Annotated in this window: 28 protein-coding genes and 2 pseudogenes; 21 read left to right on the top strand and 9 right to left on the bottom strand. The window is 39.6% G+C overall.

The genetic code is table 11. The annotated features are described in order from the left end of the window. Nucleotides 1–464: pseudogene (locus H7J92_RS12060) on the bottom strand (DUF4372 domain-containing protein); the annotation flags it as partial. 148 nt (nucleotides 465–612) lie between these two features. Between H7J92_RS12060 and H7J92_RS17955 the strand changes: the two are divergent. From H7J92_RS17955 to H7J92_RS12050, 3 genes and pseudogenes are all read left to right on the top strand, one after another. After that, nucleotides 613–942 (top strand): annotated as a pseudogene (locus H7J92_RS17955) (DNA methyltransferase); the annotation flags it as partial. Between the two features lie 75 nt (nucleotides 943–1,017). Next, nucleotides 1,018–1,236, top strand: coding sequence for a type IIL restriction-modification enzyme MmeI (locus tag H7J92_RS17950; protein ID WP_343228090.1), 219 nt, complete (start codon nucleotides 1,018–1,020; stop codon nucleotides 1,234–1,236). Nucleotides 1,237–1,293: 57 nt separating this feature from the next. Then, nucleotides 1,294–2,202: a tetratricopeptide repeat protein gene (locus H7J92_RS12050; protein WP_221837138.1), complete on the top strand. Its 909-nt coding sequence runs from the start codon at nucleotides 1,294–1,296 to the stop codon at nucleotides 2,200–2,202. A gap of 51 nt (nucleotides 2,203–2,253) precedes the next feature. On the opposite strand, the gene H7J92_RS12045 is transcribed toward H7J92_RS12050, so the two are convergent. From H7J92_RS12045 to H7J92_RS12035, 3 genes are read right to left on the bottom strand one after another with little or no spacing between them, the layout of a single operon-like run. After that, nucleotides 2,254–3,087: a hypothetical protein gene (locus H7J92_RS12045; protein WP_221837135.1), complete on the bottom strand. Its 834-nt coding sequence runs from the start codon at nucleotides 3,085–3,087 to the stop codon at nucleotides 2,254–2,256. 16 nt (nucleotides 3,088–3,103) lie between these two features. Further along, nucleotides 3,104–3,589 carry a hypothetical protein gene (locus H7J92_RS12040; protein ID WP_221837131.1) on the bottom strand — a complete coding sequence of 162 codons (486 nt, stop codon included), beginning with the start codon at nucleotides 3,587–3,589 and terminating at the stop codon, nucleotides 3,104–3,106. Beyond that, entirely contained in the window at nucleotides 3,586–3,795 is a 210-nt protein-coding gene (locus H7J92_RS12035; protein WP_078816980.1) for a helix-turn-helix transcriptional regulator, read from the bottom strand. Before H7J92_RS12035 ends, H7J92_RS12040 begins: the two co-directional genes overlap by 4 nt. A gap of 167 nt (nucleotides 3,796–3,962) precedes the next feature. Between H7J92_RS12035 and H7J92_RS12030 the strand changes: the two genes are divergently transcribed. Further along, a complete protein-coding gene (locus H7J92_RS12030) occupies nucleotides 3,963–4,409 on the top strand; it encodes a GNAT family N-acetyltransferase (RefSeq protein WP_221837128.1) in 447 nt (148 codons plus the stop codon). Nucleotides 4,410–4,466: 57 nt separating this feature from the next. Here H7J92_RS12030 and H7J92_RS12025 read toward each other — a convergent pair whose 3' ends face one another. Then, entirely contained in the window at nucleotides 4,467–5,873 is a 1,407-nt protein-coding gene (locus H7J92_RS12025) for an MDR family MFS transporter (protein ID WP_221837125.1), read from the bottom strand. A 227-nt stretch (nucleotides 5,874–6,100) separates the two neighbouring features. Then, on the bottom strand, nucleotides 6,101–6,985 hold the full coding sequence (locus tag H7J92_RS12020; RefSeq protein WP_078816977.1) for a fructose bisphosphate aldolase: 885 nt from the start codon (nucleotides 6,983–6,985) through the stop codon (nucleotides 6,101–6,103). A gap of 190 nt (nucleotides 6,986–7,175) precedes the next feature. Here H7J92_RS12020 and H7J92_RS12015 point away from each other — a divergent pair, with 190 nt between their 5' ends. The 3 genes from H7J92_RS12015 to H7J92_RS12005 all read left to right on the top strand — a co-directional run bounded on the left by H7J92_RS12015 (nucleotide 7,176) and on the right by H7J92_RS12005 (nucleotide 9,314). Further along, entirely contained in the window at nucleotides 7,176–7,706 is a 531-nt protein-coding gene (locus H7J92_RS12015) for a D-glycero-alpha-D-manno-heptose-1,7-bisphosphate 7-phosphatase (RefSeq protein WP_078816976.1), read from the top strand. A 266-nt stretch (nucleotides 7,707–7,972) separates the two neighbouring features. After that, entirely contained in the window at nucleotides 7,973–8,299 is a 327-nt protein-coding gene (gene ytxJ, locus H7J92_RS12010) for a bacillithiol system redox-active protein YtxJ (protein ID WP_221837122.1), read from the top strand. Between the two features lie 133 nt (nucleotides 8,300–8,432). Continuing rightward, on the top strand, nucleotides 8,433–9,314 hold the full coding sequence (locus tag H7J92_RS12005) for a helix-turn-helix transcriptional regulator (RefSeq protein WP_009497775.1): 882 nt from the start codon (nucleotides 8,433–8,435) through the stop codon (nucleotides 9,312–9,314). A gap of 277 nt (nucleotides 9,315–9,591) precedes the next feature. On the opposite strand, the gene H7J92_RS12000 is transcribed toward H7J92_RS12005, so the two are convergent. After that, nucleotides 9,592–9,762, bottom strand: a complete 171-nt coding sequence (locus tag H7J92_RS12000) for a hypothetical protein (protein WP_176132489.1) — start codon at nucleotides 9,760–9,762, stop codon at nucleotides 9,592–9,594. 126 nt (nucleotides 9,763–9,888) lie between these two features. On the opposite strand from H7J92_RS12000, the gene H7J92_RS11995 reads away from it, so the two are divergent. Together H7J92_RS11995 and H7J92_RS11990 are read left to right on the top strand one after the other, a co-directional pair. Continuing rightward, nucleotides 9,889–10,806 (top strand): SDR family oxidoreductase, encoded by a 918-nt coding sequence (locus H7J92_RS11995; protein WP_078816974.1) that lies wholly within the window; start codon nucleotides 9,889–9,891, stop codon nucleotides 10,804–10,806. A gap of 148 nt (nucleotides 10,807–10,954) precedes the next feature. After that, nucleotides 10,955–11,176: a small, acid-soluble spore protein tlp gene (locus H7J92_RS11990; RefSeq protein WP_078816973.1), complete on the top strand. Its 222-nt coding sequence runs from the start codon at nucleotides 10,955–10,957 to the stop codon at nucleotides 11,174–11,176. A 47-nt stretch (nucleotides 11,177–11,223) separates the two neighbouring features. Here H7J92_RS11990 and H7J92_RS11985 read toward each other — a convergent pair whose 3' ends face one another. After that, nucleotides 11,224–11,613: a hypothetical protein gene (locus H7J92_RS11985; protein WP_078816972.1), complete on the bottom strand. Its 390-nt coding sequence runs from the start codon at nucleotides 11,611–11,613 to the stop codon at nucleotides 11,224–11,226. A gap of 544 nt (nucleotides 11,614–12,157) precedes the next feature. On the opposite strand from H7J92_RS11985, the gene qoxA reads away from it, so the two are divergent. The 8 genes from qoxA (at nucleotide 12,158) to H7J92_RS11945 (ending at nucleotide 19,693) form a co-directional block, all read left to right on the top strand. After that, on the top strand, nucleotides 12,158–13,075 hold the full coding sequence (gene qoxA, locus H7J92_RS11980; protein WP_221837118.1) for a cytochrome aa3 quinol oxidase subunit II: 918 nt from the start codon (nucleotides 12,158–12,160) through the stop codon (nucleotides 13,073–13,075). 33 nt (nucleotides 13,076–13,108) lie between these two features. Continuing rightward, nucleotides 13,109–15,055, top strand: coding sequence for a cytochrome aa3 quinol oxidase subunit I (gene qoxB / locus H7J92_RS11975; RefSeq protein WP_009497767.1), 1,947 nt, complete (start codon nucleotides 13,109–13,111; stop codon nucleotides 15,053–15,055). Continuing rightward, complete coding sequence (qoxC, locus tag H7J92_RS11970) at nucleotides 15,052–15,648, top strand: cytochrome aa3 quinol oxidase subunit III (RefSeq protein ID WP_009497766.1); 597 nt, start codon at nucleotides 15,052–15,054, stop codon at nucleotides 15,646–15,648. The genes qoxB and qoxC overlap by 4 nt, the downstream gene beginning before the upstream one ends. 1 nt (nucleotide 15,649) lies before the next feature. Next, nucleotides 15,650–15,940: a cytochrome aa3 quinol oxidase subunit IV gene (gene qoxD / locus H7J92_RS11965; protein ID WP_221837115.1), complete on the top strand. Its 291-nt coding sequence runs from the start codon at nucleotides 15,650–15,652 to the stop codon at nucleotides 15,938–15,940. Between the two features lie 99 nt (nucleotides 15,941–16,039). Beyond that, complete coding sequence (locus H7J92_RS11960; RefSeq protein WP_221837112.1) at nucleotides 16,040–16,855, top strand: hypothetical protein; 816 nt, start codon at nucleotides 16,040–16,042, stop codon at nucleotides 16,853–16,855. A gap of 80 nt (nucleotides 16,856–16,935) precedes the next feature. Next, the gene (locus H7J92_RS11955) at nucleotides 16,936–17,304 is read left to right on the top strand and encodes a hypothetical protein (RefSeq protein WP_221837110.1); all 369 of its coding nucleotides are present in this window, start codon (nucleotides 16,936–16,938) and stop codon (nucleotides 17,302–17,304) included. Between the two features lie 628 nt (nucleotides 17,305–17,932). Continuing rightward, nucleotides 17,933–19,345, top strand: a complete 1,413-nt coding sequence (locus tag H7J92_RS11950; RefSeq protein WP_221837108.1) for a hypothetical protein — start codon at nucleotides 17,933–17,935, stop codon at nucleotides 19,343–19,345. 30 nt (nucleotides 19,346–19,375) lie between these two features. Beyond that, nucleotides 19,376–19,693, top strand: coding sequence for a hypothetical protein (locus tag H7J92_RS11945; protein ID WP_221837106.1), 318 nt, complete (start codon nucleotides 19,376–19,378; stop codon nucleotides 19,691–19,693). A gap of 198 nt (nucleotides 19,694–19,891) precedes the next feature. On the opposite strand, the gene H7J92_RS11940 is transcribed toward H7J92_RS11945, so the two are convergent. Next, nucleotides 19,892–20,593: a hypothetical protein gene (locus tag H7J92_RS11940; RefSeq protein ID WP_221837105.1), complete on the bottom strand. Its 702-nt coding sequence runs from the start codon at nucleotides 20,591–20,593 to the stop codon at nucleotides 19,892–19,894. A gap of 231 nt (nucleotides 20,594–20,824) precedes the next feature. On the opposite strand from H7J92_RS11940, the gene H7J92_RS11935 reads away from it, so the two are divergent. From H7J92_RS11935 to H7J92_RS11920, 4 genes are all read left to right on the top strand, one after another. Then, nucleotides 20,825–21,535, top strand: coding sequence for a hypothetical protein (locus H7J92_RS11935; RefSeq protein ID WP_221837103.1), 711 nt, complete (start codon nucleotides 20,825–20,827; stop codon nucleotides 21,533–21,535). A gap of 154 nt (nucleotides 21,536–21,689) precedes the next feature. Further along, entirely contained in the window at nucleotides 21,690–22,589 is a 900-nt protein-coding gene (locus tag H7J92_RS11930) for a DoxX-like family protein (protein WP_221837102.1), read from the top strand. A gap of 10 nt (nucleotides 22,590–22,599) precedes the next feature. Next, a complete protein-coding gene (locus H7J92_RS11925; protein WP_246602865.1) occupies nucleotides 22,600–23,208 on the top strand; it encodes a DUF4166 domain-containing protein in 609 nt (202 codons plus the stop codon). After that, entirely contained in the window at nucleotides 23,201–24,766 is a 1,566-nt protein-coding gene (locus tag H7J92_RS11920; RefSeq protein ID WP_221837099.1) for a YndJ family protein, read from the top strand. Before H7J92_RS11925 ends, H7J92_RS11920 begins: the two co-directional genes overlap by 8 nt. The last annotated feature ends 59 nt before the right edge of the window (nucleotides 24,767–24,825 follow it).

The raw sequence follows: 24,825 nt of genomic DNA, 5'->3' as shown, positions 1-24,825 counted from the left end.
GCAGATGAAGCTTGATACCGGACTTGGTTACCTGGAACGTCGCCCATCGGTGGGTATTCAAATTCAAAGGCAATGTGCTGGAATCGATAATTTTCAGCGGGGTCATTCGCTTGCATCGCGTCTGGAAATCCGTCGCTTCATGAATCTGTACGACCAAGTCGAGAAAAATGTCTTGAAAGAATTCCGTCGGCACCTGGCGCAATCGCCTGCCGAGCTGTGAGAAGCTGATGGAATCCAAGGTCGGTAGCTTCCTGTAGTTCTTCGGAAAATACGCTGTCGCTGACGGCACGTAAACTTTCTGTTTCATGAAGCTGCGCGTACAAGAGTAAGTTCATAAACGAAGCCATATGTAGCTTCTTTGTATAGTGATCAAGACAATGGAGCTGGACCTGTTCCGCAAATAATTCATTGGAAATGGGTGCCATCCATTGCTTAAATGCTGTTTTTCGTGTAATCTTATCCATGAGATTGTCCTTTATTTTGGATTTGGATGGATTACTGCCTCCAACCCATTATAAAGGATTTTTTTATGGAAAATATTATTTTAAGATTATTCGGAACTCAGTAATGAGAGATTTTATTTTAATGCGACGCTAGTGAAACCCGCCCTTTGTCGGATTTCACTTAATGAGTAAAGAACAAAGATTAGAAATGCAATTGATTGCTAAAAATATACCACGTGCCGGAACCTTGGACTATGTATGTGCTTGGTTTATGAAGGCTGCCAATTACATTTAGGAAACCAATATTAGTGTATCTTTTGTATCTACTAATTCAATAACTCAAGGCGAGCAAGCGGTGATCCTCTGGATATTCCTATTTGAACAATGTGGTATTGAATTGTTTTTTGCGCACCAAACTTTCAAGTGGACAAATGAGGCAAGGGGTAGAGCGGCAGTATATTGTATTATTACAGGTTTCTCTACGGAAAAAAGAGAGAAGAAACGGATTTTTAGTTATCCTGACATTAGAAAAGAAGCAACAGAAACAGTTGTCACCGATATAAATCAATACTTAATGAGTTCACCAAGTATTTTAATAGAACCCAGAAGACGGCCTCTTTCCGACACTCCGCCGATGCTTTATGGGAGTAAGCCGGTAGATGGAGGGTACTACCTATTCACATATGAACAGAAGGAAGAATTCATAAAAAAAGAGCCTTTGTCCGAAAAATATTTCAAAAAATGGGTCGGTGCAAGTGAATTGGTGAATAGCACTCACAGATATCTTGGATAGGCAATTAATAATAAAGTTGAAATGAAATATTTTTTAAAAGGTAGGATACAAATATCAATGAATAAAAAAGCACTTCAATTGTTTGAAAACAATCAATATGACGAGGCACTGTCACTATTGGAAAAAGTGGCAAAAGCAGAAAGAACTGTCCAATCGTTAAATAATCTGGCGTTTATGTATTTATATGAAGAAGAGGATGTGAATCGGGCAAAACCACTCCTTGAAGAAGTTGTATTAAAAAAACCTCAGTCGCATTTTCCTTATAGCATGCTTGGAGAAATTGCAATACGAGAAAAACAATGGATTGTTGCAAAGGACTATTTGCAAAAATCCATTGATATCTTTCCAACTCCTGAAAATATACATAATCTTGCAGTCGCTCAGTACCATCTCGGGGATTTTGAGATGGCAGCGGCTGGTTTTAATAGAGTTGCAAAAGACTCTGATGTCAGCAGCTGGTATGAAGTACTCGCTCGCATCGAAAATAAAGACTATGATACCGCACAGTCTATTCTTGATCAATGGAATGATCAATCAGATGATTATGCAGGAGCGATTGAGGCGGCAGATGCGTATGTGGAAATGAACTGTTTTGAAAAAGCCCGTGATATGTTCGAAAAGGAATGGGACGAGTATGCTGTAACACCTTACGTCATAAGCAGGTATGCATATACTTTATTTCGGTTGGATGTAGTACAGTCCTGTCATGCACGAATTCAACAAGGGATCGAAAAAAAGTGCATTGAAATTGAGGAAGTGAAACAAGAAGAATGTGATGAACATTGGTCAGAGTTGGATAAACAAGAAATAATTGATGAACTTCGTCAGGAATGCACTGAACTTCATCAATTATTTCCGAAACTTCAATCAGGGTATCGTCCGCCTATAGAAATTGAGTTAAATCCTACAGGCGGCTGTTATTTATTCGGCTGTCAGCTACATATGCATGAGGAATATGTGGAATGATGGGCTCCGAAAAATTATGGTTAAAGAATACCTAATTCTGCAACACGCTTACTAATAAACCTGCCCACCATGATCCGAAAGCAAATAATGATTGCCGTCATCGGTGATGGACCAGCCCTCAAAAAACGTACTGCTATGAAACACATCGATAAATAAATCATCCAGCTGTACTATGAGGAAAGGGCAGTTCTCCCAAAGTTGCACATCTTGAATGGTCTTATTGATCAATACATCTCGAATATCCCGCCAATTTATACTATTTCCGTCTATGTCTGCATCACCGAATAAAATGGTTTCCGCGTTTCGGATTCTCCAAGCACACTCAATCATCAAACTGCCATTTTCAAACTGGACAACAAACCGGGGAGCAACCTGCACATCGACATTCAGCACGCGCTGGCCGATCAGCGTGGAAAAGGTATACTCACTTTTTTCCGAATGCCAAAGTTCACGTGCATATGCGATGATTTTTTCGATTACTTCTTCTTTTGATAAAACAAATGCTTTGTCATATTGAAATTGATCAACCCATTCACTGGGTTCATGCCACTGAAGCTGTTTTTCTTCTAAATCATATTGAATCGAACAGTTATAAATTTCTTTGACGTTAGCAAACACTTCATCAGAATTAAAAAGTAAATGTTGATGCAACAGATTTATATGGAATAATGCGCATTCTCTTTCTGAAGGAAGCTCCCAACCTATTGCGCGAACTGCTTTCTCAAACATCTCATTTATTTCAAAAGGTTGGAGGGGCGGCCGCATACTTGCCAACATCTTCACTTCATCCATATCTAAATAAATTATTTCCTCTGCCCACCGCACATAATCAGCGGGGGTATCATAGCCAGTGTACTTCTTATACAAAAGCTCTTGCAGTTCCATATGGATCATCCTTTCTCTATGTACGTTGCAATACCGTAAAAGACACTGCGTAAATGAGCAAACCACTGATAGGAATTGAAGCAACAGCAAATACTGGAAACCAAATATGATCTAAAAAATAATTCGGTATAAACATAAATGAACCAATTACGAAAAAAGAATAAATAAGTAGACCGGAAAATGCGTAACTTACTGCTTTTCTTGTATGATCAATGGCTCGTTCATCGGTGGCATCATACTCAAAAGTAAAGAAGTCCCGTATATCTGTATTCGTCTGTTTCCGCAAACGCCAAAAATGTAGTAGATTGGCAATAATGAAAAGAAATAAAATCCCTAAAAGCATATATCCCGGCCAATTGGAAATGTCTACAGAGAATCCATCAAGAAGACCTCTATCCATTTGGATAAATAATTGTTCCACTCTTAAAAAATCAAACACCATCACTGCAAGCGCTACAAATAATAAAATTCGTAAACTGACAGCCAGAAACACATTCTTCATTTAGCATCCTCCTTGAAAAAAATATCCTCAATCGGCATCTTAAATACTTCTGCAATATTCATTGCTAACAAAAGGGAAGGCGTATAGCTTCCTTTTTCCAACGCGACAATCGTCTGCCGTGTTACGCCTACTCGTTCTGCAAGCACACCTTGAGTCAAATCAAATCGTGCCCGCAACTCCTTCACTCGATTTTTAATCACGCGCATCCTCACCTCATTTATACATAATGTATACTAAACTATACATTATGTATAGTCAACCATACAAATTTAAAATGAATTACTGCCATACTAAAATGAAGCGTGCAGTGAAGGTGTTCCAAACGTTATACTATAAGAGATAATTTAATTTTATAAAAAAGGATGATGGAACAATGCAAGTCAGAAGAATAATTAACGATGAGGATCTGAAACAAGCATTTGAAATTCGTAAAGCAGTATTCGTAGAAGAACAAAACGTGCCCGAAGAAAATGAATTTGATGAGTTCGATGCTCAAAAAGGCATATGTGAACATATTTTAGTAGTAGATGAAGAACAAGCTGTCGGCACAGGTAGAATTAGAGATGTTGATGGTGTAGGGAAGTTGGAACGGATCTGTATCCTACCTTCTCATCGGCAGTTAGGTTTGGGGAAAGTGATTGTCAGTGCATTGGAAGAGATTGCACAAGAACAAGGAATTGGTCGAGTGAAGTTACATGGCCAGACACATGCCGAGAAATTCTATCATAAGCTAGGATATAAGACGGCTTCAGAGGTATTTATGGAGGAGGGTATTCCGCATATTGTGATGGAGAAAGAACTTTCAGCAACAGTTAGATGACTGCGGAAACCGAATATGAAAAATCTCCCACACTCAGTGTAAGGGAGATTTTTCACGTTATGCTTTCACAGAACTTCTTTTCGGCTTCGAATCCTTAATCAGAAAAGACAAGACGAGCCCGACAATTGAGATGTATCCTGCAACGAGAAATGCAATATTGACTCCATGAATTTGACCGGATACCGTACCGTCATCTATTTCAGCTGTTACCATAATCGTCACTAAAACAGCGGTCCCGACCGAGCCGGAAATCTGGCGGAAGGTGTTGTTCATGGCGGTCCCATGCGAAATCAAGTGGTTCGGTAATTGATTCAGGCCAAGTGTCGTAGAGGGCATCATGACCATGGCTATGCCTGTCATCCGAACTGCATTCAAGATAGCTAAATATGTAAAGCTAGTTCCTGCGGATAAATTCGCGAACATGAACGTTGTAATCGTCAGGATGGTGAAACCGGTTAGCAGCAGCCATCTTGCCCCGTATTTATCGAACAATGCACCGGTCACCGGATTCATGATGCCCATAATAATCGCACCTGGTAATAGCATAAGGCCTGAATGGAAAGCATTGAATCCAAGCATCGTCTGCATGAAGAGAGGTAAAATCACAGTTGTTGCGATCATGGATGAGAACACGATCATGCCGAGTCCAGTAGCAATGGTGAAGATTTTGTATTTAAATACCCTGAATTCAAGAATCGGCTGTTCCAGCTTCAATTGCCTTCGTATGAATAAAATTAACGAAATTGCTCCGATAGCAATGGATAGACCGACTTCCGCACTGAGCCAATCCGCTGTACCCGCGATACTGAATCCGTAAAGAAGTCCGCCGAATCCGAATGTGGAAAGAATGATCGATAAACTGTCCATTTTAGGATTGGTTTGTTTCGTCACGTTTTTCAGTAAGAAATATGCCGCAATGGCGTTCAATAAAGCAAATGGCAGTACGACATAAAAGACACTTCGCCAAGGGAATTGGTCAACGAGATATCCTGATAAACTTGGTCCGATGGCAGGTGCAAACGCAATAACGAGCCCGTACATTCCCATTGCTTTTCCTCGTTTTTCGATAGGGAAGAGAAGGAACATAATAGTTTGCAAGAGCGGCATCATAATCCCCGCACCGGCTCCTTGTAAAACTCTTCCTAGCAATAAAAAAGAAAAGCTGGGAGCAACGGCAGCGATTAGTGTACCGAAAGCAAATATACTCATAGCAGTAAGGAATAGTCTTCTCGTAGTAAATTTTCCGATTAAAAAGGCAGTGATCGGAATCATGATCCCATTGACGAGCATAAAAATCGATTGCAACCACTGCACCGTGCTCTCCGTGATATGTAGATCAACCATGATCGGCGGCAATGCTGTCGCGAGAAGGGTTTGATTTAGGATCGTGATAAATGCACCTGATAATAAAACGACCATCAGTGGAATATTCTTTTTAAAATCAAATGTTTGCGAGTTTACCATAAATAATAACCACCCATTTTAAAAGTCGTATTCATGAAAAAATCAGAATACGACATGAATTGGACACATCTCACATGTTAGTGGTTATTTGACTGGACCTCAATTATATTGCCTAACTACATACAGTTTTTCGATAATTGAACTGGCGTCACTTATTAACGAAACGCTTCGGATTCTAAAAAGCCAGTACTCGAAACAATTCTGTCTCGAGTACTGGCTGAATCAATTTAAATAGACGCTTCATAAATGGATTGCACGGCTTTTTCAAGTGTGTCATTAAATTCTTCATCTGTCTGATTGGCATTTAAGTCTTGGCTCAGTGCACGTGAAAAACTTGCAATCAGTCCTTCGTTTTCTTTGAGCTTTTCATTCGCGATAACTGTTGAATATCCCCCTGACAGTGCGACTACTCTCACTACACGAGGGTGATCGATAAGCTCTTTATATACGTTCGCTTCTGTCGGGATCGTCAATTTCAGCATAACGTTCTCAGTGTCTTGCAACTGATCTAGATGCTTTAGAATTTCTTTTTTCAGCAGCTGTTCACATTCTTTTTTACCTGAACTGTTGATATCGACTTCAGGTTCGATGATCGGAATGAGACCCGCCGCAATAATTTGTTTACCAACCTCAAATTGTTGATCGACGATTGCCCGGATGCCTTCTTCGTTTGGCTCTTTGATGACGGAACGCATTTTGGTACCGAAAATATGACGTTCGTTTGCCCGCTTCAATAGTTCATCCAAATTAGTGATTGGTTTCATCAATTGAACCCCGTTTGCTTCTTCCGCAAGCCCTTTATCCACTTTTAGGAAAGGTACGATTTCTTTCTTTTCTGCTAAGTAATCCGCAGTGTACATGCCCTCAATTTCACGATCCATTGTCTGTTCAAAGAGAATCGCTCCGAGTATATATTTTGAATCAAAGGCAGGAGATGTAATGATCCGTGTCCGCATGTCGTGCACTAAATTGAACATCTCGTCTTCATTGGCGTAAGCATCTTCTTGTACGCCATAAGCTGCCAACGCTTTTGGTGTACTTCCGCCACTTTGATCCAGTGCGGCAATAAATCCTTTACCATTTTTAATTTTGTCAAATTGTTTTTCATTCATTTACTTCACTCCTTGTAAGTGTGTGATATATCTGATAGTTTAACATGGAATAGAGTTCGGGTGTGTGCGAAACAGCTCGCTCGTAATTATGTAGAGCTTTAGGCGACATGTCCTTTCCGATTTTGTATAAAAGCCTATATACAGGAAATCCTTACGATAAGACGTTAATCTGGCAAGGAGTGTGTCACTATTGAAAAAAGCAGTGTTTCTAGATCGCGATGGTGTGATAAATGAAGTGCTCACCGACCGGGTGAAATTTGTAAATGAGCCTCAACAGCTGTTCTTTTTGCCGGGTGTTGCGAAAGCGATTAAGCAATTGAATACGGTGTTTGATTACATCTTCGTTGTGACCAATCAAGGTGGTGTCGGACTTGGGTTTATGAAGGAGTCCCAGTTGAAGGCGATTCATAAACATATGATGGCCGAACTGGCAAAGGAAGGCGCGTTTATTCAAGAGGTTGCGTACTGTCCGCATAAACCAAAGGCAGGATGCGCTTGTCGAAAGCCGAACAGCAAAATGATTGAAGATTTGGCGAGGAAGTATCATGTAGACGTTTCCTCGTCGTATATGGTTGGGGATACTGATACGGATATTATCGCCGGTAAAAATGCAGGGACGAAAGGAGTCTTTCTTGGTACAGCAGACCCACTTGCAGATGCTGTGTTTCCTGATCTTCTTAGTGCGGCTGAGTGGATTATTGAGGATGCAAATCGAAGTTGACAGGTGAGCTGCACGACTATAAAGCTATATGGAGAATTTATATGTCCAGGGAACAAGTGTAGGATACGTGCGCACGTTACATACCTATTATTATGCATAAAGGAATAGGAGCTGAAAATGGGTTCATAACAATAAGCATAATAAAAAGAGGAGTTGAAGCTGGTATTCGAGGCTTTGACTCCTTTTTCATGTAAAACAGCTTTCTTTACCCCGTGCTGTGTACACTATACGATAGGATTGAAAGGAAATTAGGGGGAGAATCTAGTATGAAACGAATTAAATCGGTAGAAGCATGGAAGACGCTATTGAAGAAATCAGACGAACAGCCATTTCTTTTATTCAAATTGAGTATGACGTGTATAAGTAGCGTGGTGGCGAAAAAAGAATTGCAGAAGTTGCAGACAGAACTTCCTATATACGTAGTGATTGTGCAGCTGGACAGAAAAGTTTCGAAGGCAGTCGAAGAGGATCTTGGCGTGAAACATGAATCTCCGCAGCTGTTGATTTTAAAAGACGGAAGAGGAATTTGGCAAGCGACGCATTATCATATAAAACAATCAATTGTTCTGGATGCGATTGAAGAGTATGTGTAGGCAATATTTCTCGTAATGAACCTCTAATTTTAATTAGGGGTTTTTAAAATTCCATCTACGAGCTAAATGAAAGCAATTAAAGTCAAAAAGACCGTAAATACTTCTGGTATATTAACGTTAGAGAGGTGAGGAGATGAGCTATAGTCCCGTTATTCAAAGCACTATTAACTTTATTGAAAAAAATTTGAATGAGGAATTGTCTCTTGAAGACGTATCAGCAAATGCTGGTTTTTCTAAGTTTCATTTTCACCGTATATTTCAGAATGAAACCGGCGTCTCTGTTACGGAGTATGTGAGATACAGGAGAATTACCGAGTCTGCTCAGGTGCTTATCTATACCAATGCAAAAATCATTGATATTGCGATGAATTATGGTTTTGAATCACAAGAAGCATTTTCACGAGCTTTCAAAAAGTATTATCATTTGCCCCCAGGCCACTATCGGAAACTAATGGGTAATTTAACTAAGCAAAAGGAGGAAACAACTGTGAATGAAGAACATGCTGTAAAAGGATGGATCTTAAGCGGAAGTAATCCGAATCTTTACCAGATGGGTATTGATCAAGAAACAGTGCATAAAGGGAAGTCTTCAGGTTTTTTACAATCTGTACTTGTGCAGTCTACTGATGAATTTGCTACAATGATGCAACAATTTAAAGCCGAAAAATACCTTGGGAAAAGAATGAAGTTCTCAGGATTTTTAAAGGCATCGAGCGTCGAAGGATTTTGTGGTTTTTGGATGAGAGTCGACAATACACTGGGTGACGTTTTGCAATTTGATAATATGAGCAATCGACAAATTAAGGGAGATACCGAATGGAATTATTATTCTATAGTCTTGGATGTCCCTGAAAACGGATCAACTATTTCTTTTGGAGTTCTTTTGTCAGGTAAAGGGCAAGTATGGATTGATGAATTACGTTTTGAAGAGGTAGACCACCGGGTGGCGACTACCAACCTGGATATTACATTTGAACTTCTAAATGAACCAATGAACTTGTCGTTTGAGGAATGATCAGATGTCTACTAAAAAACAATTTATCAGTATAATGATTTTTGTTCTGATTATCGCAAGCATTATGGCTATGAAATTTGCTGCAGGCAATCTCCTTTTTCCTATAATTAGAGATATGTTTAATTCGATTTTTTAAAGTGTGCGATGGATAGATTGTGGTAAATTGGCTTCTTATCGATATGTAGTATTTTAGCTCACCTTGTTATTAGGTGGGCTTAATTAATTCCATAAATAGTTTATTATTTCTCAACCAGTTGGCAGGGGGCTCTTTAATCTCTCAAATGACTGGCAAATATGAATCATAGACTGGATGAGAATAAAAGGGCGGTCTGGGACCGATTTGAGGAACTTCCATTTGCAAAAACTGATTTCCATAGATTAAAACAGATGTCTGCTCAGAGTACGGGAGTAGCAAGTAATGCACATAAGGAGAAAAGTAAGATTCCATAAAGTGTGCCTCCTAAATTTTACTTTACAATACACTATATTCTTCTAGTTTCAAGTATGTGAAGTATAACAAACTGTTTTTAAACATAAAGTAGCCTGATTAGCATGAAGTCAGGAGGAGAAAGAATTGACACATGATCATTCAGGGAGCGAAGACTATCCTCTTTATCCGAATTACGGGAAAATAACCCGTTATGAAGAAGTGGCACTGACGGTACCAGAGCAAAGACAATACCATCAGCCGGGAAGGGAAGCATTAATGGTGCCGCGGCCTATCATCGAAAACCCAAATTATTTGGGAAGTGGCAAGTTGAAAGGAAAAACAGCACTTATTACAGGAGGTGACAGCGGTATAGGAGCTGCGACTGCCATTGCTTTTGCAAAGGAGGGAGCCGACGTAGCCATTGCCTATCTAGATGAGCATGAGGATGCCAAACGGACTAAAGACAGAATTGAAGAACTTGGCCAGCGCTGCCTTCTGTTGCCCGGTGATCTGCGCCATAAAAAGCAATGTGTGGAGATCGTCGAAAAAACGGTCAATACATTCGGTTCACTTCATATCCTTTGTAACCATGTCGGCATTCAGTTCCAGCAATTGAGCATTGTAGATATTAGCGATGACCAATTTGATGAGACGTTTAAACTAAATGTTTATTCCCATTTTTATACTACACGCGCCGCAATGAACTATTTAAAAAAGGGTAGTTCCATTATTAATACAGCTTCCGTTGTTGCTTTTGAAGGCAATGAGCAATTAATGGATTATACAGCAACAAAAGCGGCAATTGTGGGTTTGACACGGGCATTGGCTAGAAATTTGGTCAGCAAAGGAATCCGTGTCAACGCTATTGCACCAGGTAAAATTTGGACTCCATTGATTCCTGCAAGCTTTTCAGCAGACCAAGTAGTTTTGGCGGGTAACCCGATGGATCGGCAAGGGCAGCCATTTGAAGTAGCACCGACTTTTGTTTACCTTGCCTCTGATGATTCTCGCTTCGTAACCGGGCAAGTATTGCATGTAAACGGTGGTCAAGTGTTCGCTTGAAGATTTTATAAGCGTGAAGTTACTTTTGGCAATTATGGCACAATGTTTCAAAAAGTTCTTTGTATTCTTAGACTAAAACGGTGTAAATAATATTAAGAAATATGGGAAAGCTAATTTGGAAGGAAAAGCGAAGGAAGGAGGATGGAAAATGGATAAAAACTTTCCCAAGCCGAATGATCCAGCTGATAACAAGGAAAGATTGAACAAAACAATCAGCAATATGGAAGCCGCGAAGGAAGCAATGCACTTCGCAGAAGGTGAAGAACGTGCCAAAATCAAAGAAAAAAATGACCGTAGGGAAGAAAGCATTAAAGACTTAAAGAGTGAAATACATGAAGAAGACAAATCGCGAATTAATGGATATATTTAAAGATAACTGGGCAACGAACTTACTCTATGTTGCCCAGTTATCTTTGTTTATACTCTCGCCGGCGCCTCTACATTTTTATACACATTTACGATAAATAGAAGAATAGAGAAAGCTAAAGCGATACCTCCGCCCCAAACACAAATTTGTATGAGCATCAATGGGGCACCGATAGCTGGCTGGATGATCAACATACCTAGCAATAAGATCGGCAATCCGATGTTATAGAGCCAAAATTGTGCTTTTCCTAACGCACTGTTTCCGGCTTTCGGATATACTGAATAAATAATACCGATTGCAGCAGTCGTCAACCACCCAACAACATTTATATGTGCGTGTGTTGCCCCCCACTGAAGTTCGATTGTCGCGTGCATATAAAGTCCAAAACCTACTCCGATTAAAAAATAAATAACAGCCGCTTTAATCCATTTCGCTCCCATGTTTATTCACCTCCTTTCAATCTTGGAGAATTTAGATATGTGCTACCATTCACTTCATAACTATTCTTTATAATAAACATGTTGATTTTTCGTCATTTCTGTTAAGTTTGTTCTATTATATGCAAGATAGGTTGAGAATAGGAACAGGGTTCCCCTCATGGAAAAGAGCCAATTACAAGGTAATTGGCTCTTTTCCATGAGGTTTTTGTATTGCATTTTCGCAGTGTAAAATACTTTTTATGTAAAATAGTCAAGTGAAACGGTTTATAATATATAGTTTTTCGCAATAATTTCACAATCCAATTTTCCTTTAATTTGTATTAACTTCTAACATTTTAATGAGTTGCAAATATATAAAAATATATATAAGAACCTTTTGTGACAACGATTGTTATCTATTGTTTTTCATTTATGAAAGGCATAATATAGATTTCACAAAAGCGCTATTTTACTTTAAATGTAATAAATATTAGCTTTTATTGATATTTAAATATAGTTAATGGAATATGAGCGCTTTAAATACAGAAGGAAGAGGGGAGCCCCATTGAAGAAAAAGTGGTTATTAATTTCGAGTTTTCTACTCATGATTTTATCCGGTTGTGATAACCCGTTGCTTATATTCGACCCAAAAGGTCCACAGGCTCAAACGATATCGGATACAATTCTCTTTTCTATCCTAATGATGGCGGGAATTTTATTCGTTGTGTATGTTCTCTTTGCTTTTATGTTAGTGAAGTATCGATCGTCTAAATTGGCTGCTGATTATGAGCCGCCGCATGAAGAAGGAAGCAAATGGTTGGAAATAACGTGGATCTCCATTCCGATCATCATAGTAGTGATTTTATCTGTCGTCACTGTACGCTCTACGGTAGACGTGGAAAATACACCAAAAGCATATGCAAATGAAAAACCACTCATTGTCTATGCCTCTTCATCCAACTGGAAATGGCATTTCAGTTATCCTGAAGAAGGCATTGAAACCGTGAATTACGTTAATATTCCCGAAGATCGTCCGATTGAATTCAAACTTTATTCATACGGTCCGATCACAAGCTTTTGGATTCCTCAGTTGGCAGGCCAAAAATATGCAATGAGTGATATGGTGACGACGATTCATTTGGCTGCTGATACGCCAGGATCGTATATGGGAAAAAACTCCAACTTTAGCGGGAAAGACTTTGCACATATGGAGTTTGAAGCACAAGTCCTGACTGCAAAACAGTATGACGAATGGGTGCAGGATGTGAAAGAAACAGCGCCTATGTTAACAGAAGCAGAGTTCAATCACTTGCTTGAGCCTGGTATTTTGGGCCGTAAAACTTATAGGTCTACGCATTTAGGATTCAGTCCGGCCCCTGAAGGTGAGCATGCAGGCCATCAACACGAGAAAAATGCGGACATGGACATGGGAACGATGCATGAAAATGATTCAACTATACACGGTGAACATCAGAATAACTAGTTTCAACCCAAACCTCGAAAGGAGTTTACATCTATGAAATGGGATGAATTTTTTGTCACCGGTGAACCGATGATTTACGCGGCGATGGTCAGTATTGTGCTTGTTTCCATCGCGATTCCGGCTGGTCTTACATATTTTAAAAAGTGGGGATATCTTTGGCGTGAATGGCTGACCACGGTTGACCATAAAAAGATTGGTGTCATGTATATTATTGCCGCTTTACTCATGTTGTTCCGCGGAGGAGTCGATGCACTTTTAATGAGAGCGCAAACGGCTGTACCAAATAATGGTTTGCTTGACGGACAGCATTACAATGAAATTTTCACAACTCACGGGATTATCATGATTCTCTTCATGGCAATGCCTTTCATTATTGGTTTAATGAATGTGGTCGTTCCGCTTCAAATTGGAGCACGGGACGTAGCATTCCCGCGTTTAAACGCAGTCAGCTTCTGGCTCTTTTTCTTCGGAGCGATGCTGTTGAATATTTCCTTTGTCATCGGAGGATCGCCTGATGCAGGTTGGTCTGCATATTTCCCGCTTGCCAGTTTGGAGTTCAGCCCGACTGTCGGAAATAACTACTACTCCCTTGCATTGCAGATTGCAGGAATCGGGACGCTTATGACGGGGATCAATTTCCTCGTGACGATACTTAAAATGCGGGCACCTGGTATGAAATTAATGAAAATGCCGATGTTTACATGGTCCATTTTGATAACAAGTGTCATTATTATTTTCGCTTTCCCTGTATTGACAGTAGCACTTGCGTTAATGATGCTCGACCGCCAATTCGGCACGCAGTTCTTTGCGATGCAAAACGGCGGAATGGACATGCTCTGGGCGAACTTGTTCTGGGTATGGGGTCATCCGGAAGTATACATTGTTATCTTGCCGGCATTCGGTATTTACAGCGAGATCATTGCTACGTTTGCCCGGAAAAACTTGTATGGCTATAAATCAATGGTCTATAGTATGGTCGTCATTTCCTTGCTGTCATTCCTAGTATGGGTCCACCATTTCTATACAATGGGGCATGGTGTCATGGTCAACAGTGTTTTCTCCATTACAACAATGGCCATTTCAGTACCGACTGGTGTGAAAATATTTAACTGGCTCTTTACTTTGCGGCGAGGGAAAATAAGTTTTACGACCCCGATGCTCTATGCACTCGCGTTCATTCCGATTTTTACAATCGGAGGGGTAACAGGCGTCATGTTAGCGATGGCGAGTGCCGACTATCAATATCACAATACAATGTTCTTGGTTGCGCACTTCCACTACGTATTGATTCCGGGTACTGTATTTGGCGTTATCGCCGGCTTCCATTATTGGTTCCCGAAAGTGTTCGGTTTTAAATTGAATGAAAGACTGGGGAAATGGGCGTTCTGGTTTATCGCGATTTCATTCAACATTACATTCTTCCCACTCTTTATCCTGGGATTGAATGGTATGACGCGTAGAATGTATACCTATTCTGAAAGCACAGGATACGGCCCGTTAAATATGCTCTCCATGGTTGGCGCTGTGGGCTTGACGATCGGTTTCATCCTGCTAGTCTACAATATTTATTGGAGTACACGTTATCAGCCGCGTGAAGTAACGGGAGACCCTTGGGATGCGCGCTCATTGGAGTGGAGTACACCAAGTCCTGTTCCAGAGTATAACTTTGCGAAGACACCGGTTGTCGATAAATTGGATGCTTTCTGGTTTGCGAAAAAAGAAGGCAAATCGTTGACTGAAGAAGGGGATTATGAACCGATTCATATGCCGAACAACAACGGTCAGCCGTTCATCATGGGCGTGGCATTTTTCTTCTTCGGATTCTTCATGGTCTTCAGCTGGTGGCTTCCTGCGATTATTGCCGGGATGTTTATCTTAGGTACGATGGCATATCGAACATTTGAACAAGATCATGGACATTATGTTACTGTCGAAGAAATTGAACGGACAGAAAATGCATTGAGAGGTGAGAAAAAATGAAAATAGATCACTCGTTGCCATTGGAATATAGTACAGAGGAAAATAAGCTGAAAATACTTGGATTTTGGGTGTTTCTTGGCGCGGAAATCGTATTGTTCTCAACTCTTTTTGCTGTCTATTTTACATTGCAAAATAATATAGGGAATGGACCGGGCGGCAGTCATATTTTTGAACTCACGCCTGTGATGATCGAAACAATTGTATTGCTGTCGAGCAGTTTCACCATCGGTCTTGGCATTCACGCCATGAGATTAGGCAATAAAAAAGCGATGATGACCTTCTTTGGTATTACGTTATTTCTGGGCCTCGGATTCTTGGGCGTGGAAATTATGGAGTTTTTCACGTATGTACATGAAGGTGCGACAATGCAAACGAGTGCATTCCTTTCCGCGCTCTTTACATTGCTTGGAACCCATGGAGCTCACGTGACATTCGGCTTGCTGTGGGGCGGTGCGATTTTGTTGCAAGTGAAAAAACGTGGTTTGACACCGGAGACGGCAAATAAATCCTTTATTTTCTCCTTGTATTGGCACTTCCTAGACGTTGTCTGGATCTTTATTTTCAGTTTTGTCTATATGAAAGGGATGATGTAAGTTGAAAGAACTGTTTCCGGTACCACATGTGATCGGTTTTGTTTCTTCATTGCTCCTTTCACTTATCGCACTCGTCGTCATTAAGTTTGATCTATCGTTTGGCATGGGTATGACCATATTGGGAGTGACAGCTATCATTCAAGCATGCTTACAGTTGTTTCTTTTCATGCATGTCGGAGAGAATGAAAACAAAACTGCACTGTTGACCAATATTGGCTACGCATTATTTGTAGGGCTGGTCACCATCTTCGGCACATTATTTGCGATGATGTGGGGCTATCAGATGATATGAAAGAAAGGGCATCATGCTAATGCATGATGTCTTTTTTATGCTTACCGCATGTTGTAAGAGGGAAAAGATATAGTTGATTAATTGAAAGGAGTAAAGCGAATGAAAAAGCGAGTTTATGGTAGTCTATTGATTTTGCTGCTAGTAGTATTGAGTGCATGTTCTGCGGATCCTGAATCAGTCAAAGAGCCTCAAATTGATGCAGAATCTTCAGCAGATCAGGGAGAAGCGATGACAAAACCTGATGATAAAACGACTGGCGATAAAATAGAAGATAGAAAAGCGGAACCTTTGACGCAACAAGAAGTGCTGAGCGCAATTGCAGATGAATTGCAAACCAATGTGGAGAAAATATTGCCAAATCATCTGCCTCTGGAAAAAGGACAGCATCTTACGGCGAAAACAGAATCCCGACAGAACGAATATTTCATCGACTTTTATTCAACCAAAGAACTGATTCCTATTAATAATGAAATACTAAAAGAAGAACGTCCAGATATCAAAAAAATAGCAAATCTCAGAGTTAAAATCTATTCATCTGAAAAAGAAGCTGATGAGACCATTGGATTTGAAGACTATTCTAAAGTAGGGGGTCAGAAAGTAGACCTGGGATTTGAAATCACAGGCTATCAAGATGCAGGTGTCGGCAATTTATGGACGAGTTGGAATGAAGGCAGATGGGCGTTGGCTACGCATACTTCGATTCAGCAGCCTGAACAAGGAGTTGATTTAGCTAAACAAAGTGTTAAGTATTTGGAAGAACATACATTGCCGATACCAAAAATGTATGGTGCAATTCGCTTGGATGCTACAGGAGACAGTCATTATGCTATTTGGGCGAAAGGAAGAGTGGTCGCTGAAGTTACTGAGGTATCGTCAGCGCAGAATTTATTGGAGACAATTGTGAGTTTTGAATGACTGTCTAGAGAGATTGCATCATATAGATAAAAGGGAAATTTAGATGCAGAGCGAAAGAGTAGGATAAGGGAGGAATGACCATGAGTAGTGGAGCTGAACAAGTAAACACGAATGCCTTGCAAAAAGAGTATATTGAAACACCTGTTAAGACCATTTTCAAGAAGTTTGCTAATCAAAGAGATGTATCCTTAGTCTATGGAGAACCTATTGAACTGGGCTTGCAAAAAGTGGTTCCTGTAGCAAAAATCAAGTATGCAGTTGGTGGCGGTGGGGACGGAAACGGTGGAGAAGGCGGTGGAGGCTCTTTTAAAGTAAAACCGGTGGGGGTATACATCATCACACCGGATCAGGTGAAGTTTCAATCTACACTGGATGTGAAAAAGCTTACTGCGCTATCTGTTGTGGTAGGTGGGGTTTTAGGTTTGTTGGCGGTTTGGAAGGGAAGATGATTTAGATTCTATAGTATGAGAAGTTATTTTACTTATTACTACGGAAAAATAAAAGTTTCCATTGAGGCTGAGTTAAAACGAGCCTAATTAATAATGTAAAAGGGTGCGGTCATCATTTTTTGATGACTGCACCCTTTTTGAGTGGAGAATTATGTACTCTTAATATCAACTCCTAGTTATGGCGGTATACTTTCTCAAGTTTGCCTCCATAAACATGAACTCTAATTCATTTTCCGTCTTTTCGTTTCCTCTTACGAAGAAATTAGTGAAATGCAAATCAGCCTTCAGAAGTCCAGATATTGAAGCTATATCGATCTTACAATTATCCTATATATTCCTTGTTTTTTCTTCTGAAAGCTTTTCTAAAACATATGCTTTTGGCGCTCCTGCACTTTATATTCATATACTTTAAATCTACGATTGAAATCATACTTGCCTTTTGTTTAGAGACGTATTTGAATGCAATTTTTTGTTCGCGCCTATAAACAGTGGTCTAACACAATATATTTATTTTTCCCAGTCTATTTTCAATGTGTTGTATTTAGCAGGCTTAAGAATTGTCGCGCGCCTTTAGCCTGTAGCATAAGCTAATAAAGTAAATAAGAAAAAAGGGGAGTGCTCATGAAAGATGAGCTTATTTATCAACAACGACAAGCACAAAAGCATTTATAAAAATCAAGAAAAAATAAAAGGTATAAATCAGAACTTTTTTAGGAGTGATCCCTTATCCGAGATCTTGAAGGAACAACAAAAGATAAATGATTCATTTTACCGATCAATTCGTGATCTGGAAACGATAAGCAAACAACAAAAATTTAGGCAAAATGAGCAATGGGATGAAATCAATCATCTGTTTAATGAATTTAAAGAATATCAAGATAGGAAAAACAAACATGTGGTACAAAAGTTACTAGATTTAGAAGCTGGAAACCGGAAGTTACGACAACGATTTAATCATAAACAGTTATCAGAAGAAAAGTGGATAGATCAAATGGATTCCATTCAGAAATCAAATGATGAAATAATACTGCAACTCATACAATATGCCCTAACAAGTGAACAAATAGAAGAGAAGGTAGATGAACAAATTACGACGCAAAAGCAAATGTATGAAAAAGTCTTGGAACACTCAAAAAATCAAACCGATGTTATAAAAAGATTAGAAATCCAAGAGGAAATCTCGGAAAAAACTTTAATACAAATAGATCATTTTCGCTCTGTTGAATTGAAAGGGCAGTTTGATGAACTAAAAGAATTGTATGGAAAGCATGAAAAGACAGAGCAAAAGCTATTGGATTTAGTAACGGAAAACCGGAAATTAGAACAACAATTTATAAATAAACAGTTACCCGCTCAAGAGTGGATTGATAACATGATTTTCATTCGGAAATCAACCGATGAAATAATGGAACAACTCCAACAATATGCACTTAGAAGCGAACAAATCGAAAGGAAGTTAGAGGAGGAAATAATAGCGCAAAAGCAAACGAATGAACAAGTGCTAGAACAAGTAAATAAGCAAACAGATGATATACATCGATTGGAAAATAAAAAAGGAATCACAGAAAGAGCTTTAAGACAAATTAGAACATATTCAGATGAGCAAGCATTAGAAGGAATTAAAAGACTACCAACAGATAATAAAAGTGTTGCAAAAAAAATAAACACTGGAAATGTGCAATTGCATAAACCAAAACCCAAATCTGAACCTGAATTGAAAAAGGGGAATTCGAATTTGCTTCGACACATAAATAAAAAGAACGTTCGACTAATTAAATTGGAGGAATGCCCACTTAAAGAAGTTAATTATCAACAACTAGAATGTGAACTTAAAAATCAAACTGAAGGATCGGAAAGGGTGGGGAATGAGGCAGAAAAATTAAGTTCTCAGAAAAATGAATGTCAGAGAGCTGTAGAGAATAGAAAAACTTCTTTGAGAAGAAAGAAGGTGTTTGGCAAAAGGGAACAAAATAAAGGATCACTACAGAAATATTACTTATATAAACAATTTAGTAAATACCCAAGAATTGATGATTTTTAAAAAATCAGGTGTTAAGAAAGGGTGATAAGTGTGACGGAAAGTGGTAAAGATCTATTGAAGAATGAATTGAAGAAACTAATCCCGGAAATAGAACATTTAAATGGGATCCTGGATCAGGTGGAGATAAACGTTGTTGATAACAACACTACGTATGAAGTGAAAGAAGTTAACAAGCAGGAACTAGAGGCCATTAAAAGATCGGCCCTAAGCAAAGATGGTAGATTTGAAAAAAATGAATCCAATGAATCTAGAAAGAATATTGGGATACTAAACGAGATAAGAAATAATTTAACTTCTTTAGATAAGAAAATGGATATAATCATTCAGTATTTGGAAGCAAAGGGATGATAGATTTAAAGTCCTTGATGTTTTAGTGGGACTTTATTTAACAAGGACATTAAAAACACTTCCCATCATATGGTGACCTTCCTAGTGTCTATCCATCCAGCATACAGAAATAAAAATAGAGATTGGGGAATCATATTGTTTAAATAAAAGGCTGCTACTTCAGTTGTGAAGTAGCAGCCTTTGTCAATCAATACTATATTATTCGTTTAAATCGAGATCTTCAATGCCGTTGCCAGCTCCATTTGTTGGGCATGGACCAGGTGCTTGATCAAATTCATCCTCAACCGTAACCGTATTGTTTAATCTAAATGCGGGTGCGGCAATTAATAAGTTTTCTTTTTTCCAGAGTTTGTCGATAATAAAACCTCTCACAATAAGTTCTGTTCCATCAGCTGAAACAGAACAATTTAGATAAACTTGAACACAAGATCCATCTACGATTTTAAGGGCGTCACTAGCATATACACGGCGTCCAATACCAGGATCTGTTGATACACTAAAGAAGCGAGAGCAGTAAAAACTGTGTGTATCATTGATTACTAGTGCACAGGTTGTATCGTTTGGATTAGGTGCAATTACCTGATAACCAATCGTAACATCAACTGCTGAACAATCTTCTCTCGGTGCTTCATTGGCACATGTTAGAATTACCTCACAGTTGTCTGGATCGATTGGAGAAACAACTCCACGACAATGCTGTGCACCGGTAAAATCAACAACTGGATACCTCTTTTCAAAGGTGTCTACACAAATAAAACGATCTTGATGAGCACAAATTAAGGTAAAAGGATCGAAGCCAATTATTGAGCCAAGTGAATTTTGCAGTTTTGGTGGAAACGCACCTGTCTGTTCATATAAAGACTGTAAATCCATTCCCTTACTTTCATTCTCTTTTGTCATTTGATTTCCTCCTAAAATATCTTTTGTAAGGCCTTACACTAATACTATATGTAAGAAGGATTATAGCGTTTGGATGTCTATCTCCTATTTGAAAGGGCTTATTAAGAAAAATACGAAAATCCAGTGGACTATCCAGTTATTTAGTATTTGAAGAACCAGATAGCACTCATCTAGTTACACTTGCATAATGTAAGAAAAAGAGAGCATTGATTCTTAGAGGAGGTTTACCACATGATTTTTCCTCCCCCACCGGAGAACCAACAATTGGTCTCCCGTAGCCTTTATTGTGAGGAGACTCAGCAACTGCAGGATGGAATAGCGGAAAATCAAGTGAAAACACAAGCCCTGGAAAAGAAAATCGAAATAATAAAAGAACAAAATCAAAATCTCAGACAACAGTTACAAAATCAGCGCACCAGTATGCTTCATAAGCAAAAAAAAATGCTGAAGCATGTAGAGAGTTTGTTTGAAAAACAAGACGATCGAGATCAATTGCTGTTGAACGAAAAACTGCGAATAAATCAGGAAGTCCAAAGGTTGGAAGCCGCCGCTCAAGACCAACAAATGAAAATTCATGATGTCGAAAATCAATTAGCAGAAGCGGCTGTAATGCAAAATCAAAGGGAAGAATATCAACGTCGGCAGTTCAAGGAATTGGGGAATGAACTAGCCATACTACAAGATGTGAAAAGACGTGTGGACCAAAACGAAAAACTCATGCAAGAAGTCGGAAATGAAGTTAGCCAACAGAAACTTCATTTACATGGAATTGATCAAAAGTTTACGGTATTACAGGAGGAAACTGAAGACCTTCATGAAATTGTGCGTACACATGAAAGTAAAATCAATGCCCTGGCAACAGGGTTTAGAGAGTTAATGAGAAGGATGGAACAAAAGATGTTGGGCTGGGTTGTGAATCATAATCTCATCAGGAAGAAATGAATGAGTAGTTAGTAGGGATATACATTTGACGCAGGGCCCCCGACCAAATTGGCTAGGGGGTCCTTTATCGTCATGCTCTAAACTATGCTAAACTAATATGAATATAGTTAAGTGTTGTTGGCGAATAATTCCAGTCATTCTAGAGGTGATTAAAATGAAGTTAAAACCTATTTACGTAGAAATACCAATTCAAGTCCCTATTCAGCGAGTATGGGATGCATCTCAAGAGCCTGACTTGCATGCCCAATGGGATTTGCGTTTTTCTTCGATTAGCTATCTTCCTAAAAATGAAGAAGAGCCTCAATTTTTCACCTACACACGAAAGGTAGGCCCGTTTTTGACGGTGGAAGGTTGGGGGAAAAGCAGTGGTTCGCAGCAATTAAAGAACGGGTCACGAAGCTCGGCTCTTCATTTCGGAACGGATCAGAAAGTATCACCTATACGGGAAGGACGAGGTTATTGGAAGTACGAGCCGGTAGAGAATGGGACTAGGTTTTTAACGCAGTATGATTATACTGCGAATTTTGGGGGAATCGGTCGCTTATTTGATTTGTTTTTCAGACCGCTAATGGGGTATGCAACGGCTTTGAGTTTTGATGTGTTAAAGAGGTGGTTGGAAAAAGGTGAAGCGCCGGCATCACAATACAGACGTTTCTTTACAACACAACTCCTGACTGTATTCTTTGCTTTCCTATGGGTTTATCAAGGGGTGATGCCTAAACTGGTCGCGATGCATCCGCAGGAAAAATCCATGATCGCAAGCAGCTTGTCTCTATCAGATACGCAGGCGACTTACGCAGTAATCGCTGTCGGGATAGCGGAAGTTTTAGTTGGTTTATTTTGGTTGATTTATAAAAAGAAGCGGCATCTTTTTGTAGTGCAGATTGTCTTTTTTCCTCTTCTAACAATTGCCGCCCTGATCGCTTCTCCTGAAACTGCGATCCAACCGTTTAATCCGGTAACTTTCAATCTGTCCTTGATGATGTTGACTGGGATTGGATTGCTAATGAGCAAAGACATTCCAACTGCTACATCTTGTAAAAGGAAGAAATGAGGTGATGAAGATGACCATATATCAAAAGGTTTTACAGGCAGATTTTTTGCGTCTTCATCCTGAACTTCAAAAAAGATATGATTTTGAAAAAGGTTCTGTCTTTAGAGCTTCAGGAAGAATGGAATCTATACAAGGTGGACCCAGATGGCTTTATCCACTATTTAAATTAGGCGTGAGATGGAAATTGCTTTTTCCCGAGCGAGGACAAGATATCCCCTTCACAATCATTAATTCATCTTTTGTCAATTCAGAAGGAGAACAGCAAATACATTGGGAACGCAAGTTTTGCTTTCCGAAGAAAATGCGCTATTTCAATGCGTTGATGAGTTTAGATGAAAAACGAATGGTTGTGAAAGATTATTTGGGAGAGCCGCATTTACTTTACGCGGACTTGCAATTCACTGTCTCGGATGAAGGAGCATTGGAGATCAATTCAATGGATCAGCGGCTGGTGCTTGGCAAAAAAGAAATCCCATTGCCTCGATTTTTTCAGGGGTTGGCGACAATTGTGGAAACATATGATGATCAATCTGAAGTCTTTCGAATTTCTGTTGTTGTAAAGAACCCTTTAATAGGAAATGTGTTCTCATATGAAGGAGAGTTTACAGTCGATGCCTAATTTCATTTTGGTTCATGTGCTGCTATTCTTTTTCACTGCTGTTTTTAATGTAAATCCTTGGCCATATATCTTGCTGTCCGTTGCACAACTTGTCTATATTCCGATTATGCTGTGGCTTCTATGTAAGGAACGCGATTGGTTTTTCCGAGTCTATCCGTATTTTGCGGTACCGGCTTATGCGGCGGTTGTAATTGAACAAATTACTTCGTCTGACTGGGATATTTTGTTGGCGGCGATCTACCTTTTGTTTACGCTTTACATAGCGCTTTATGGGATATTCCGATTTCTTCATCGAGGGTTTACGAACCTGGAAGAGTTTGCGATCGATATAGGATTGATTTACTTGGCGATGGGTGGAGTTTGGTATTTTGCTTTTATTGCCGAAATTGATTTAGGTTTCAGTCCGTTGCTGACTTGGTTGACGGCCATTCATTTCCATTACTCGGCTTTCCTTTTACCGATTTTTTCAGGATTGATAGGGCGTTTTCATACTTCGCGTTTGTACAGAAGCTCTACAGCTGCATTACTCGTTGCACCGATGGTTGTGGCGATCGGCATTACGTTTTCGCGATGGATTGAAGCCGGTTCGGTTCTTTTATATGTCTATGGCTTGGCTGGAATCATTTTGATTGCCTGGAAGTTACCTTTTTCGAATTCACTGCAAAAGTGGCTGATTCGGCTTTCATTTACTGCACTCGCTGTGACGATTTCATTTTCCGCGCTCTATGTACTTAGCAATGGATTTGGGCTATTTTCTGTCACAATCGACTTTATGCTTCGTTTTCATGGTGTCTTGAATTGCATCGTTTTCGCTTTACTAGGTATTGTCGGATGGTCTTTAGCTATTCCGCCATCGCGTTTCAAACCACATTCTTTTCCTATTAGTCAGATCCGTGGAAGGCAGTTTGCAGAGAGAATCGGGGAAATCGGAAGACACCGCGGTCTTTCTGATGACTTAAGCGTTTACGAATTAAAGTCAGTGAATCTCTCTTCACAGATTATTGACTTCTATGAAAATACAACGGATTACAGACTTAGAGCTTCCGTCAATTGGCATGCTTGGTTCAAGCCATTTGCATTTCTATATTCATTCATCAGTAAGCGAACACAGCAAATAAATTTGCCTTTTAGCAATAAAAAAGTTGAGATGACTGGAAGTATTTATACTCTGTATGACGGGCTGGATGGGAGAGAAAATGTTCGTGCGTGGGAACGGAAAGTCGTCGACGAAACAATTTTTACGGCTCTTTATTCGCAGCATGAAACAAATGGTCGGATGTATATGAATATCGCGCTGCCTTTGCCTTTTACGACGATGACGGGCATACTGGAGTTATGTTCAGCAGGAGAAGACTTGCGGTTGACGAGCAATCGGTCGGAACCGTCTTCAGATGCAGGTGTATATGTATCGGTAGGCAGTGAGGGGTTATTCAAGCTGCCTTTGCAAGAAGACTTTTTAATTCAGGATGTGGGGAATGGGTATTTAAAAGCAACGCATACTATGCGAATTTTTGCGCTGCCATTCCTGACGATTGAATATTCGATTGTTCGATTTTAAGGGGAAAAGAGCGACAGTTTTTAGTAGCTGTAGTGACCCCTAAAAGTTAGAGTTTTATA

Origin of the sequence: Sporosarcina aquimarina, from assembly GCF_019748715.1 — a bacterium.
Classification (GTDB): Bacteria; Bacillota; Bacilli; order Bacillales_A; family Planococcaceae; genus Sporosarcina; species Sporosarcina newyorkensis.
The sequence above is the reverse complement of the archived record's forward strand: the minus strand, read 5'-3'. Positions and strand labels throughout refer to the sequence as shown.